The sequence below is a fragment of the Thalassotalea atypica genome (assembly GCF_030295975.1).
Classification (GTDB): domain Bacteria; phylum Pseudomonadota; class Gammaproteobacteria; order Enterobacterales; family Alteromonadaceae; genus Thalassotalea_F; species Thalassotalea_F atypica.
Genome location: NZ_AP027364.1, coordinates 518,982 through 532,921 on the forward strand (window position 1 = coordinate 518,982; position 13,940 = coordinate 532,921).

Sequence of the window (13,940 nt, forward strand, 5' to 3'; positions counted from 1 at the left end):
TGTGAAAGATTTACTTAAGTTTCTTAAGCAACAAAATCAAACAGAAGAATTCGATGGTATTCGCATTGGATTAGCATCACCAGATTTGATCCGTTCATGGTCATTCGGTGAAGTTAAAAAACCAGAAACCATCAACTACCGTACATTTAAACCTGAACGTGATGGTTTATTCTGTGCGCGTATATTTGGCCCAGTAAAAGACTACGAATGTCTTTGTGGCAAATACAAAAGATTAAAACACCGTGGTGTTATTTGTGAAAAATGTGGCGTTGAAGTTACTTTAACCAAAGTTCGTCGTGAGCGTATGGGTCACATCGAATTAGCAAGCCCGGTTGCACATATCTGGTTCCTTAAATCACTGCCTTCGCGTATTGGTTTATTACTAGACATGACATTACGTGATATTGAACGCGTACTTTACTTTGAATCTTATGTAGTGACCGAACCAGGTATGACTACATTGGAGCGTAGTCAAATTCTTACTGAAGAAGAATACTTAGATTCTTTAGAAGAGCACGGTGACGAGTTTGATGCCAAGATGGGTGCAGAAGCGGTGTTAGCGCTTTTACAACAAATCGATCTTGAAGGTGAAATCGCTCAAATGCGTGAAGAGCTACCTGAAATTGGCTCTGAAACTAAGCGCAAGAAAATCACTAAGCGTCTTAAATTGATGGAATCATTCGCACAATCTGGTAACAAGCCAGAGTGGATGATCATGTCAGTACTACCAATTCTACCACCTGACTTACGTCCTCTAGTACCACTAGATGGTGGCCGTTTTGCTACGTCTGACTTAAACGATTTATACCGTCGTGTTATCAACCGTAACAACCGTTTGAAACGTCTTCTAGACTTGGTAGCACCAGACATTATCGTACGTAACGAAAAGCGTATGTTACAAGAGTCTGTTGATGCCCTTCTTGATAACGGTCGTCGTGGTCGTGCTATTACCGGTTCAAACAAACGTCCATTGAAATCACTTGCCGATATGATTAAAGGTAAGCAAGGTCGTTTCCGTCAAAACCTACTAGGTAAGCGTGTTGATTACTCTGGTCGTTCAGTAATTACTGTAGGTCCAACGTTACGTTTACACCAGTGTGGTTTACCTAAGAAAATGGCGTTAGAGCTATTCAAGCCATTCATCTACGGAAAATTAGAAGCACGTGGTTTAGCGACAACGATTAAAGCGGCTAAAAAATTAGTAGAACGCGAAGGCGCAGAAGTATGGGATGTATTAGACGAAGTTATTCGTGAACATCCAGTGATGCTTAACCGCGCACCTACTCTACATAGACTAGGTATCCAAGCGTTTGAACCTGTACTTATCGAAGGTAAGGCAATCCATTTACACCCATTAGTTTGTGCGGCATATAACGCCGACTTCGATGGTGACCAAATGGCGGTGCACGTACCATTGACTCTTGAAGCACAGTTAGAAGCTCGTGCGTTAATGATGTCAACGAACAACGTACTTTCTCCTGCGAACGGTGACCCAATTATTGTTCCTTCACAGGATGTTGTATTAGGTCTTTACTACTTAACACGTGATCGCGTTAACGGTTTAGGTGAAGGCATGGTATTTGCCAGCACTAAAGAAGCTGAAAAAGCATACCGTACCGGTGCAGCAGAGTTACATGCTCGTGTTAAAATTCGTATTACTGAACATGTTCGTAACGAAGAGGGTGAATTAGTCGCCACTACGACCTTACGTGATACAACGGTAGGTCGTGCAATCTTATGGCAAGTATGTCCTGAAGGACTACCATACGATTTAATCGACCAGCCACTTGGCAAAAAGCCAATTTCTAAATTGATTAACCATGCGTATCGTAACCTTGGCCTTAAAGATACTGTTATCTTTGCCGACCACATTATGTATACCGGCTTCCACTACGCGATGATCGCGGGTGCGTCTGTTGGTATAGACGACATGGTAATTCCTGACGCTAAGTACACAATCATCGATGCTGCTGAAGAAGAAGTAACCGAAATTCAAGAACAGTTTGAACAAGGTCTTGTAACAGCGGGTGAGAAGTACAACAAAGTAATCGATATTTGGTCGTCTGCGAACGAAAAAGTGTCTAAAGCGATGATGGACAACTTGTCAAAAGAGACAGTTATTAACCGTGATGGTGAGCCAGAAGAGCAAGACTCTTTCAACTCAATCTTTATGATGGCTGACTCAGGCGCTCGTGGTAGTGCCGCACAGATTCGTCAGCTAGCCGGTATGCGTGGTCTAATGGCTAAGCCAGATGGCTCAATCATCGAAACACCAATTACTGCTAACTTCCGTGAAGGTTTGAACGTACTACAGTACTTCATCTCTACTCACGGTGCTCGTAAGGGTCTAGCGGATACTGCACTTAAAACAGCTAACTCGGGTTACTTAACTCGTCGTCTAGTTGATGTTGCACAAGATTTGGTTGTTACTGAACACGATTGTGGTACAGAAGACGGTTTATTAATGACACCACTCATTGAAGGTGGTGATGTTGTAGAGCCTTTACGTGAACGTGTATTAGGTCGTGTAGTAGCTGATGATGTGCTTATTCCTGGTACTGAAACGGTATTACTGCCACGTAACACATTAATTGATGAAGCGTTGTGTGATGTGATTGAAGAGAATTCTGTCGATCAAATCAAAGTACGATCTATCATTACGTGTCAAACAGACTTTGGTATTTGTGCTCATTGTTACGGACGTGACTTGGCCCGTGGTCATATGATCAACCAAGGTGAAGCAATTGGTGTTGTAGCTGCTCAATCAATTGGTGAGCCAGGTACACAGTTAACGATGCGTACGTTCCATATCGGTGGTGCGGCATCAAGAGCGTCAGCTGAAAACTCTGTACAAGTTAAAAACACTGGTACATTGAAACTTCAAAACGCCAAGTTCGTCATTAACTCTGAGAAGAAAGTTGTTATCACTTCACGTTCTTCTGAGCTAACAGTAATCGATGAGCTAGGTCGTGAGAAAGAGCGCTATAAAGTGCCTTACGGCTCGGTATTAAACAAGCAAGATGGCAAAGCTATCGAAGCTGGTGAAACAGTTGCAAACTGGGATCCGCATACGCATCCAATCATCACTGAAGTGGCAGGTAAAATTAAGTTCGTCGATTTAATCGATGGCCTAACTATGACTCGTCAAACTGATGAATTAACAGGTCTGTCTAGCATTGTTGTTACTGATGCTGGTCAACGTAGCTCAGCGGGTAAAGAAATGCGCCCAATGGTTAAGCTAGTTGATGCGAAAGGCAATGACGTGATGATCGCTGGTACTGAAATTCCTGCGCAATACTTCTTACCTGGTAACGCGATCGTTAACTTGGAAGATGGTAGTGAAGTTGGTATTGGTGACGCGTTAGCACGTATCCCGCAAGAATCTTCGAAGACTCGTGATATTACCGGTGGTCTGCCGCGCGTAGCGGACTTGTTTGAAGCTCGTAAGCCTAAGGAACCAGCAATTCTTGCTGAGAAAACAGGTGTTATCGGCTTCGGTAAAGAAACTAAAGGTAAGCGTCGTCTATTGATTACTCAACCAGATGGTGTTGTTTACGAAGAGATGATCCCTAAGTGGCGTCAACTTAACGTGTTCGAAGGTGAATCAGTACTTAAAGGTGAAGTTATTGCCGACGGTCCTGAGTCACCACATGATATATTACGCTTGCGTGGTGTTGCACCAGTTGCAAACTACATTGTTAACGAAGTACAAGATGTATACCGTTTACAAGGTGTAAAAATCAATGATAAACACATTGAAGTTATCGTTCGTCAAATGATCCGCAAGTGCGAGATTTTAGACGCAGGTGATTCAGAGTTCCTGAAAGGTGAAATACTTGAAGTTGCCAATGTAAATATTGCCAACCGTGAGTTAGAAGCTCAAGGTAAGAAGCCAGCTGAGCTTGAAATGTTAATGATGGGTATTACCAAAGCATCACTAGCAACTGAATCATTTATCTCTGCGGCATCGTTCCAAGAAACAACACGTGTACTTACAGAAGCTGCAGTTGCAGGTAAGAAAGATGCGTTACGTGGCTTGAAAGAGAACGTAATTGTTGGTCGCTTGATCCCGGCAGGTACAGGTTATGCTTACCATCAGGATCGTGCTCGTAAGCGTAATGCAGCAATGCAAGAAGAAACTACAGTTTCAGCAGACGAAGCAGCACAAGCACTAACTGATGCTTTGAATGCAGACGCAAATGACTAAAGCGATCCTTTTGCGATGAAAATGATCAATTAACCTGTCTTAAGTTTAGTTAAAGCTTGACAGGTTAAGCCTTGACCATTAGAATTCCGCGACCCTATATTCTGTGCCTTGTGCGCTAGAATAATAAGGTCGCGGTTTTTCACGTTTATAAGCGGGTAAAATGACAAACTTAGTCAATGTATTTACCCATGTTTTAACTTAATCAGGAGCTATAATGGCAACTATTAACCAATTGGTACGTAAACCACGTGTCAGACAAGTAACTAAAAGTAACGTTCCAGCGTTACAAGCTTGTCCACAACGTCGTGGCGTATGTACTCGTGTGTATACAACTACACCAAAAAAACCTAACTCAGCATTGCGTAAGGTTGCTCGTGTTCGTTTAACTAACGGTTTCGAAGTAACTTCATACATTGGTGGTGAAGGTCACAACTTACAAGAACATAGTGTTATCTTAATCCGCGGTGGTCGTGTTAAAGATTTACCAGGTGTTCGTTACCATACTGTTCGTGGCGCACTTGATTGTTCAGGTGTTAACGATCGTAGACAAGGCCGTTCTAAATACGGTGCTAAACGACCTAAATCTTAAGCTATTCCATTTCTTTAATTAGAAATAGAAAAAGTTAAGTAAGGCCAAATAAAATATTAAATTTTGGGTTATACCTGAAAACAACGGAGAATTAAGATGCCAAGAAGACGCGTCGTAGGGCAACGTAAAATATTGCCAGATCCTAAGTTCCATAATGAACTTTTAGCAAAATTCATCAACATCCTTATGGTTGATGGTAAAAAAGCTGTTGCAGAAAAAATCGTTTATGGTGCATTAGACATTTTAACTGAGAAAAACAACGAAAAAACTCACTTAGAGCTTTTCGAAATTGCTTTAGATAATATCCGTCCACAAGTCGAGGTTAAATCTCGTCGTGTAGGTGGTTCAACTTATCAAGTTCCAGTTGAAGTTCGTCCAGTGCGTCGTAATGCACTAGCCATGCGTTGGTTAGTTGAAGCAGCTCGTAAACGTGGTGAAAAATCAATGGCTCAGCGCCTAGCTAACGAAATGTTAGATGCGTCTGACAACAAAGGCTCAGCGGTTAAGAAACGTGAAGACGTACACCGTATGGCTGAAGCGAACAAAGCGTTCGCACATTACCGCTGGTAATCACTCCATAGGTAATTTGAATAGTGCAGTTACATTCGTTGTAGCTGCACTTTTCTACTCTATAGAGCACAGTTTTTATTAATATGTAGTTTTTTAACGTTTGTACATTTTTTATCATGAATAAACGTTAAGTAATTATTCTGTTTTGAATTTGAGGAACATTTGTGGCTCGTACAACTCCTATTGAGCGCTACCGTAACATTGGTATTTGTGCCCATGTAGATGCTGGTAAAACAACAACTACAGAGCGTGTATTGTTTTATACTGGACTTTCCCACAAGATGGGCGAAGTTCACGACGGTGCTGCAACAATGGATTGGATGGAACAAGAGCAAGAACGTGGTATTACCATCACTTCTGCTGCCACCACCTGTTTTTGGAAGGGAATGGATAAGCAGTTTGACGATCATCGCATCAACATAATTGACACTCCAGGACATGTTGACTTTACCATTGAAGTAGAACGCTCATTGCGAGTACTTGACGGCGCCGTGCTTGTATTATGTGGTTCATCTGGTGTTCAACCACAAACAGAAACTGTTTGGCGACAAATGGAAAAATACGCCGTACCTCGCATGGTCTTTGTCAACAAAATGGACAGAACCGGTGCTGACTTCCTAAATGTAGTTGAGCAAATGGAAACGCGTCTAGGCGCGACGGCTGTACCAATACAATTAGCTATCGGCGCAGAAGAAGATTTTTCCGGCGTAGTTGATTTGGTAAAAATGAAAGCAATCAACTGGGATGAAGCCGATCAAGGCATGACGTTTTCTTACGAAGATATCCCTGCTGATATGCAAGATATGGCGGAAGAGTGGCGTGAAAATTTGATCTCAGCGGCCGCAGAAGCGAATGATGAATTAATGGATAAATACCTTGAAGAAGGTGATTTAACCGAAGAAGAAATCAAAGCAGGCATACGTACTCGTACATTGAATAATGAAATTGTCCTTTGTACCTGTGGTAGTGCATTTAAGAACAAAGGTGTTCAAGCGGTGCTTGATGCTGTGGTTGAATATTTACCATCGCCTACTGAAGTGGCTGCAATCACTGGTATTAAAAATGATAAGCAGGAAACAGAAGACGTGCGTGAAGCCGATGACAATGCGCCGTTTTCTGCACTAGCATTTAAAATTGCCACTGACCCATTTGTGGGAACATTAACATTCTTCCGTGTCTATTCCGGAGTAGTTAAAACTGGTGATAGCGTATTTAACCCAATCAAGGGTAAAAAGGAACGTTTAGGTCGCATTGTACAGATGCACTCGAATAATCGCGAAGAAATTAAAGAAGTTCGTGCAGGTGATATCGCTGCCGCAATCGGACTAAAAGAAGTGACTACTGGTGACACACTTTGTGATAACAATAATGTTATTACCTTGGAAAAGATGGAATTTCCAGAGCCGGTTATTTCGGTTGCTGTTGAACCTAAGACCGTCGCTGATCAAGATAAAATGGCAATTGCTTTAGGCAAACTTGCTGCTGAAGATCCGTCATTTAAAGTTGAATCGGACGAAGAGTCAGGGCAAACCATCATTTCAGGGATGGGTGAACTACACTTAGATATAATCGTCGATCGCATGATGCGTGAATTTAAAGTCGGCTGTAATGTTGGTAAACCGCAGGTCGCTTATCGTGAATCGATTCGTAATTCAGTAGAAGTTGAAGGTAAATTTGTAAGACAATCTGGCGGCCGAGGCCAATATGGTCACGTTTGGCTGAAGATGGAGCCATTAGAGTACGGCGCTGGATTTGTATTTGAAAACGAAATTGTTGGTGGGGCTGTTCCAAAAGAGTTCATCCCTGCAGTAGAAAAAGGTTGTAGCGAGCAGATGGACGCCGGTGTACTGGCTAGCTTCCCTATGCTAGACGTTAAAGTGACATTGTATGATGGTTCATTCCATGATGTAGACTCTAACGAAATTGCCTTTAAAGTGGCAGCATCGCTTGCCTTTAAAGATGGTGCGCGTGAAGCAAGCCCTATTTTACTTGAACCAATGATGAAAGTTGAGGTAACGACTCCAGAAGAAAACATGGGTGATGTTGTTGGTGACTTAAACCGACGTCGAGGCATGATCGATGGTATGGACGAAGGTCCAGCTGGACTTAAAATAGTGAATGCGCAAGTACCACTAGCAGAGATGTTTGGTTACGCTACTGATTTACGTAGTGCAACTCAAGGTCGTGCATCATATTCAATGGAGTTTCTTCAATATGTAGAAGCACCAAAGGCGGTGGCTAAAACAGTAGTTGAGTCACGAGGAGGTACATTCTAAAAAGAGATACTCTTTTTAGTATTGTTTTCCCGCATTTTAGCGGTTGCCGTATAGGTAGTAAGGATTGTTTTGACAAGAGAATAACCATTCTCTAAAATCACCTCCTGCTGCTCAGTGGTCAACAGTCGCTAAGTGCTAAATAATTTAATTTAATTGATAATCTTTAAGGTACATGAAAAATGGCTAAAGAAAAATTTGAACGTTCGAAACCGCACGTTAACGTTGGTACTATCGGCCACGTTGACCACGGTAAAACAACACTAACAGCTGCTATCTCTGCAGTATTAACAAAAACTCACGGTGGTGAAGTTAAAGATTTCGCACAAATCGATAACGCTCCAGAAGAGCGCGAGCGTGGTATTACAATTAATACTTCTCACATCGAATACGATACAGAAACTCGTCACTACGCACACGTAGACTGTCCTGGTCACGCCGATTATGTTAAAAACATGATCACTGGTGCTGCTCAAATGGACGGCGCAATCTTAGTAGTTGCAGCGACAGACGGTCCAATGCCACAAACACGTGAGCACATCCTTCTTTCTCGTCAAGTTGGTGTACCTTTCATCATCGTATTCATGAACAAATGTGACATGGTAGATGACGAAGAGTTATTAGAATTAGTAGAAATGGAAGTTCGTGAACTTCTTTCAGAATACGAATTCCCAGGTGACGACTTACCAGTAATTCAAGGTTCAGCACTAGGTGCATTGAACGGTGAAGCAAACTGGGAAGAAAAAGTATTAGAACTTGCTAACGCATTAGATACTTATATTCCAGAGCCAGAGCGTGCAATCGATGGTGACTTCATTCTTCCAATTGAAGATGTATTCTCAATCCAAGGCCGTGGTACAGTAGTAACAGGTCGTGTTGAACGCGGTATCGTTCGTGTTGGTGACGATGTAGAAATCGTAGGTATCAAAGAAACTACCACTACAACATGTACTGGTGTAGAGATGTTCCGTAAGCTTCTTGACGAAGGTCGAGCTGGTGAGAACTGTGGTGTACTTTTACGTGGTACTAAGCGTGAAGACGTACAACGTGGTCAAGTACTTTGTAAGCCTGGTTCAATCAACCCGCATACGAAGTTCGAATCAGAAGTATACGTACTTTCAAAAGATGAAGGTGGTCGTCATACTCCATTCTTCAAAGGATACCGTCCACAGTTCTACTTCCGTACAACTGACATCACAGGTGCAGTAGAGCTTCCTGAAGGTGTAGAAATGGTAATGCCAGGCGACAACTTGAAGTTTGTTGTTGAGCTAATCAACCCAATCGCGATGGACGAAGGTTTACGCTTCGCTATCCGTGAAGGTGGCCGTACAGTAGGTGCTGGTGTTGTTTCTAAAGTAATCGACTAATATTGATTCTTTTTAGAATACACTGAAAAAGGTCGCGAAAGCGGCCTTTTTTATTTTCATCATATATGCTTAAGGCGGCCAATACTCACCTGAGCACTGATTTTTTATTTCACTATTTAGACATTCCAATATTTTAGCGTTAGCATATTTATAGGACGACTAAGACAAATCAAAAGCATTGCAGCTTTACAAGCTGTGGCAAGAATATTTACAAGGACAGTAAATGCGTATTTTTCAATTACTTTTTCTTTTGTGTTTAATTTCAACATCAATTTCATCAAAGCCTATTCCTATAGAAGCGTATGGTAGCCTGCCCAAGACTAGCATGATGGTGCTATCTCCTAGTGGAACTAAGATAGCGTATCGATTGACTAAAGAAGGAAAAGACTTCTTTATGATTTACGATCTTAATGGGAGTAAATCAATTGGTGCTATTGATATTGGAGACATCCGACCTGACAGCGCATATTTTATCGATGAAGATCGCTTAATTTTAGTGGCAAGCGACAATGCTAAATTATGGGGCTATAAAGGGCGTCATGAAATTAGCGCCGCCTTTTCATATAACGTCAAGGATAAAAAGTTAAGGCAACTATTAAGACTTGGCGATGGCATCCATGACGGACAAACTGCTCTAGGAAGGATCGTAGGAGTATCCAACGACGGCAGAGAAGTTTATATGCCTGCGTGGGAAAACGGAGCCACATTTAGCTTAATGAAAACAAAGCTAGACAGTAAAAGAAAGGCGAGGCGATTTACTAAAGGGAAATCGGATACCATTGACTTCTTTGTTTGCAATGATCTACCTATAGCTCGAGAGCGCTTTGATAACAAAAAAGACCTACACCGAATAGAAGTATTCAAAAATGAAGAGTGGGTTGAGATTTATCGTGAGAAGACGGACATTAAAACCAAATCATTCGTGGGCCTAACCGCGGATGTTAAACACCTTGTATTTTTACAACATAGTAATAAAGGCATAGTGTCATACTACACTATGGCACTAGAAGATGGTGAGGTCGGAGGGCCAATTTTTGCGCAATCGGACAAGGATGTTGAATATGTGATGACAGATATTAACCGGATTGTTTATGGCGTTCGTTATTCAGGTTTTACGCCATCTTATGAGTTCTTTGACGCACAAGCTACAAAGATGATTACAGATGTTGTGGAATTAGTGCCCAACAGTTCCGTTACCCTCGTAGATCATACTCCTGAATGGAACAAGCTCATTTTTTTGATAGAAGGTAATAACAGTGTTGGTGAATATTACTTATATAGTAATGAAAAGCTGAGGTTTTTAGCGAGTAGAAGGCCTGATATTTCCACTGAGCAGATTAATCAAATCGTTCAGACAAAAATTAAGGCGAGAGATGGCCTACGTATTCCAACATTATTAACTTTACCTAATGTGGAAAACCCACAAAATTTACCCGCAATTATGTTGCCCCATGGTGGTCCAGAGGCATATGACAGTATTAGATTTGATTGGCTAGCTCAATATTTTGCTAGTCGAGGTTTCTTAGTCATGCAGCCTCAGTTTAGGGGCTCAGACGGATTTGGATACGAGTTTAAGCAAAAAGGGCGTGGTGAATGGGGCAGAAAGATGCAAGATGATCTAACCGATACGCTTCGCACGTTAGCCAAGTCCGGTTATGTGAATAGTGAAAGGGTGTGTATCGTAGGCGCCAGTTATGGAGGCTACGCTGCTTTAGCTGGTGCCGCTTTCTCTCCCGAGCTATACAAGTGTGCGGTTTCAATTAATGGTGTATCAGATATAGATAGAATGATGCGAGATGAAAGACGTGAGCATGGCGCTGAACACTGGGTAGTGGCCTATTGGCAAAAGTTGATAAATAATGGTGAGTTACCAGAAAATCATTTGAAACTCATTTCACCGATTAACTATGTCGAACAAATTAACGTGCCAGTATTATTAATTCACGGTGAATACGATAAAGTCGTACCTTTGCATCAGTCGAAATATATGGAAGACAAATTAAAAGATGCAAATAAAGTGGTTGAACTGATCGAGTTAGAACATGGCGATCATTACCTGAGCAATGGAGCCAATAGAATGAAGGCGTTAGAAGCAATTGATGGCTTCATTCAAAAACACATATAGTTTATATCAATAAGGTTAATGCTAAATCATTGAGTGAATTAGTTGATAGAAATTTATTTCGTTAAGCCCTCTAAAATTAGTGAAAATGAGGGCTTGATAAGTCAACTTTTACGCTCTAACGATAAATCAATCACAGAGTTATTATCAATACCTCTATTTAGACATTGCGAGTCTAAATCCTATGTCTGGCATAAGTGCGCTTTGACTTGCAGAATCTCTTCGAAAATTTTCTGATTCATGACCGTCATAAGAAAAGCTACCGCCTCTTACTGATTTATATGCTAACGGATGCTTTGACGCAATTGAGTTAACAGGATTGTTTTTGGGTGAATGCTTGTAAAAGTTAACATCAAACGCATCCTCAACAAGTTCTCCGACGTTTCCTGTCATATCATAAAGGCCGAGTTCATTTGGTGCTTTTAACCCCACAGCATGTGCTTTGTTATTTGCATTTTGCGCATACCAACCTACGGTTTCAATATCATTAGAGCCACTAAAGACATAATCTTTGCTTTTTGTACCGCCACGAGCAGCAAATTCCCACTCAGCTTCAGTAGGAAGACGAAAATCTAGTCCAGTTTCTTCATTAAGTTTACTAAGAAAGTACTTCACCTGTTGCCAACTAACATAATTGACTGGAAATTCGTCGCCAGGAAAATAGGAGCTACTTGAACCTAAAACTGATTCAAATAACTGCTGTGTGACCTCGAATTTACCAATGTAAAAGGAATCAACAGTTACTTGATGTTGCACATGATCACAGTTTTTCTCTTGTTCACATGAGCTCCCCATATCAAATGTACCACCATCAACGAGTATCATGTTGTTAAGCACTTGCTCTCTCAATTCATTATTATAAGATTTGGTTAGCGCACATGATTGCAGCAACACGATCATCAACGTAGGAATAAGTATTTTCATAACAACCTCTATGTAGTCCTTTTATATTTTACGGATATTTAGCGTAAAAAAAACCCAGTATAAAGATGCTGGGTTTTTTATAACTCTATTGTTTAACTAACGTAGCTTACTGCTGTTGTTGTGCTTCCAATTTACCAAGCACTTTCTTCAACTTAAGCGTGTTGTAGTTAATACCAGCTGCACTGAAACCTGCACCAGCTTGCATTGGATAACCTTCCAAAGAGCCAATGAATTTACCAACTTCTTGTGACATTGGTACGAATAACCACATGTTGTCAATCATCCAACGAACATACATAGCTGATTCTTTAGCTGCAATCTCAAATGGGTCCGCTTTAAGGTTAGTAAGTGAAGCCCATGCTGGAACGTTACGAACAGCGGATTGCATGTTACCTTCCATCATAGCAAAACTTGCTTTCCAATCAGTCCAACGAATAGCATTTAATTCACCGTTTGCACTGAAATATAGCTTGCTCTTACGTGGTGATTCTTTAGTCTCGCCACTGAAGTAAGGTAAGAAATTATAACCGTCTAGGTGTACTCTCCAATCTTTATTATTGAAGTTAGTTCCTTTTTTAAGGTCTTCTTTGAAGTTGCCTTCACCAGTAGCGGCTAATAACGTAGGCATCCAGTCTTCATGAGACATCATTGCATTGATCTTTGTACCACCTTTGATCACACCAGGCCAGCGCACTAACTGAGGTACACGCATTCCGCCTTCAGCAGTTGAACCTTTTTCACCGTGGAATGGAGATGTACCACCGTCAGGCCAAGTGAATTTTTCTGCGCCGTTATCTGTAGAGTAAATTACGATAGTATTGTCAGCAATTTTCCACTCGTCTAACTTGTCTAAAAGTACGCCAACATGGTCATCGTGCTCAGTCATTCCGTCAGGGTATAAGCCAATACCTGTGATGCCTTTGTATTTCTCTTGAAGACGAGTATGAACGTGCATACGTGATGCATTTACCCATGCAAAGAAAGGCTTGTCTTGCTTAACGGCTTTACCCATAAACGTGATTGCTGCGCTTACGAATTCTTCGTCAGCTGTTTCCATGCGCTTACGCGTCATAGGTCCAGTATCTTCAATGCGGCCGTCAGCGTACGAGTGAATTACACCACGAGGACCAAATTTTTTGGCAAACTCAGGATCTTTAGGGTAATAGTATGTTTCTGGCTCTTCTTCAGCATTTAAGTGGTATAGGTTACCGAAAAATTCATCAAAACCATGGTTTGTTGGTAAATGTTTGTCTTGGTCGCCCAAGTGGTTCTTACCAAATTGGCCTGTAGTGTAGCCTTTCTCTTTTAATGCATCTGCAATAGTAGGCGCCCAATCAGGGATACCATGTTGAGAGCCAGGCATACCAATAGTTAATAAACCAGTTCTGAATGGGTGTTGACCCGTAATGAATGACGCTCGACCCGCTGTACAACTTTGTTGAGCATAGTGGTCAGTGAATAATGCACCTTCATTTGCGATACGGTCTAGATTAGGTGTTTCGTAACCCATCATGCCTTGGTTATATGCGCTAATGTTGAAATAACCGATATCATCACCCCATATTGCGAGAATATTTGGACGAGAGGTATCTTGTGCTGCAAATGCAGAAGTCGTTGTAGCGGCTAAAACTGATAGTAAAGTCAATTTAGCTAAAGACTTAGGTTTGAAAAGCTTCATTTGTTTTCTCCTGTAGCTTTGAGTTTATAAATGGTTAATTAATTATTAATGATCTTTGATGAAAATAAAGCAGTAAAATTACGCTATTTCCAAGTTAATTATCATTGAACAAAAATGAAGAATTTTTGGTGCTCATTCCTTACATTAAGGTAACTATAGTGTAACAACCGCAGCAGGTCACGCTGAAATACAAACTATTACAATGATTTA

At 41.2% G+C, this 13,940-nt stretch carries 8 protein-coding genes; 6 read left to right on the plus strand and 2 right to left on the minus strand.

Features of this window, described 5'->3' with window-relative positions; translation table 11 throughout:
• Position 1: 1 nt before the first annotated feature.
• From rpoC to QUE03_RS02470, 6 genes are all read left to right on the plus strand, one after another.
• Positions 2-4,207: a DNA-directed RNA polymerase subunit beta' gene (gene rpoC / locus QUE03_RS02445; protein WP_286264729.1), complete on the plus strand. Its 4,206-nt coding sequence runs from the start codon at positions 2-4 to the stop codon at positions 4,205-4,207.
• Between the two features lie 214 nt (positions 4,208-4,421).
• The gene (rpsL, locus tag QUE03_RS02450; RefSeq protein ID WP_077343579.1) at positions 4,422-4,796 is read left to right on the plus strand and encodes a 30S ribosomal protein S12; all 375 of its coding nucleotides are present in this window, start codon (positions 4,422-4,424) and stop codon (positions 4,794-4,796) included.
• A gap of 96 nt (positions 4,797-4,892) precedes the next feature.
• The gene (gene rpsG, locus QUE03_RS02455) at positions 4,893-5,366 is read left to right on the plus strand and encodes a 30S ribosomal protein S7 (protein ID WP_286264731.1); all 474 of its coding nucleotides are present in this window, start codon (positions 4,893-4,895) and stop codon (positions 5,364-5,366) included.
• 164 nt (positions 5,367-5,530) lie between these two features.
• The gene (fusA, locus tag QUE03_RS02460) at positions 5,531-7,642 is read left to right on the plus strand and encodes an elongation factor G (RefSeq protein WP_286264733.1); all 2,112 of its coding nucleotides are present in this window, start codon (positions 5,531-5,533) and stop codon (positions 7,640-7,642) included.
• A 179-nt stretch (positions 7,643-7,821) separates the two neighbouring features.
• Entirely contained in the window at positions 7,822-9,006 is a 1,185-nt protein-coding gene (tuf, locus tag QUE03_RS02465) for an elongation factor Tu (RefSeq protein WP_286264720.1), read from the plus strand.
• Positions 9,007-9,229: 223 nt separating this feature from the next.
• On the plus strand, positions 9,230-11,131 hold the full coding sequence (locus tag QUE03_RS02470) for an alpha/beta hydrolase family protein (RefSeq protein WP_286264734.1): 1,902 nt from the start codon (positions 9,230-9,232) through the stop codon (positions 11,129-11,131).
• Positions 11,132-11,284: 153 nt separating this feature from the next.
• On the opposite strand, the gene QUE03_RS02475 is transcribed toward QUE03_RS02470, so the two are convergent.
• Together QUE03_RS02475 and QUE03_RS02480 are read right to left on the minus strand one after the other, a co-directional pair.
• Positions 11,285-12,052, minus strand: a complete 768-nt coding sequence (locus QUE03_RS02475; protein WP_286264736.1) for a formylglycine-generating enzyme family protein — start codon at positions 12,050-12,052, stop codon at positions 11,285-11,287.
• 106 nt (positions 12,053-12,158) lie between these two features.
• On the minus strand, positions 12,159-13,730 hold the full coding sequence (locus QUE03_RS02480) for an arylsulfatase (protein WP_286264738.1): 1,572 nt from the start codon (positions 13,728-13,730) through the stop codon (positions 12,159-12,161).
• Between the last annotated feature and the right edge of the window lie 210 nt (positions 13,731-13,940).

What these genes read in the sequence shown, in the direction of transcription:
- rpsL (WP_077343579.1), top strand. Translation starts at nt 4,422, where the DNA reads ATGGCAACTATTAACCAATTGGTACGTAAACCACGTGTCAGACAAGTA.
- tuf (WP_286264720.1), top strand. Translation starts at nt 7,822, where the DNA reads ATGGCTAAAGAAAAATTTGAACGTTCGAAACCGCACGTTAACGTTGGT.
- QUE03_RS02475 (WP_286264736.1), bottom strand. Translation starts at nt 12,052, where the DNA reads ATGAAAATACTTATTCCTACGTTGATGATCGTGTTGCTGCAATCATGT.
- QUE03_RS02480 (WP_286264738.1), bottom strand. Translation starts at nt 13,730, where the DNA reads ATGAAGCTTTTCAAACCTAAGTCTTTAGCTAAATTGACTTTACTATCA.
- QUE03_RS02470 (WP_286264734.1), top strand. Translation starts at nt 9,230, where the DNA reads ATGCGTATTTTTCAATTACTTTTTCTTTTGTGTTTAATTTCAACATCA.
- rpsG (WP_286264731.1), top strand. Translation starts at nt 4,893, where the DNA reads ATGCCAAGAAGACGCGTCGTAGGGCAACGTAAAATATTGCCAGATCCT.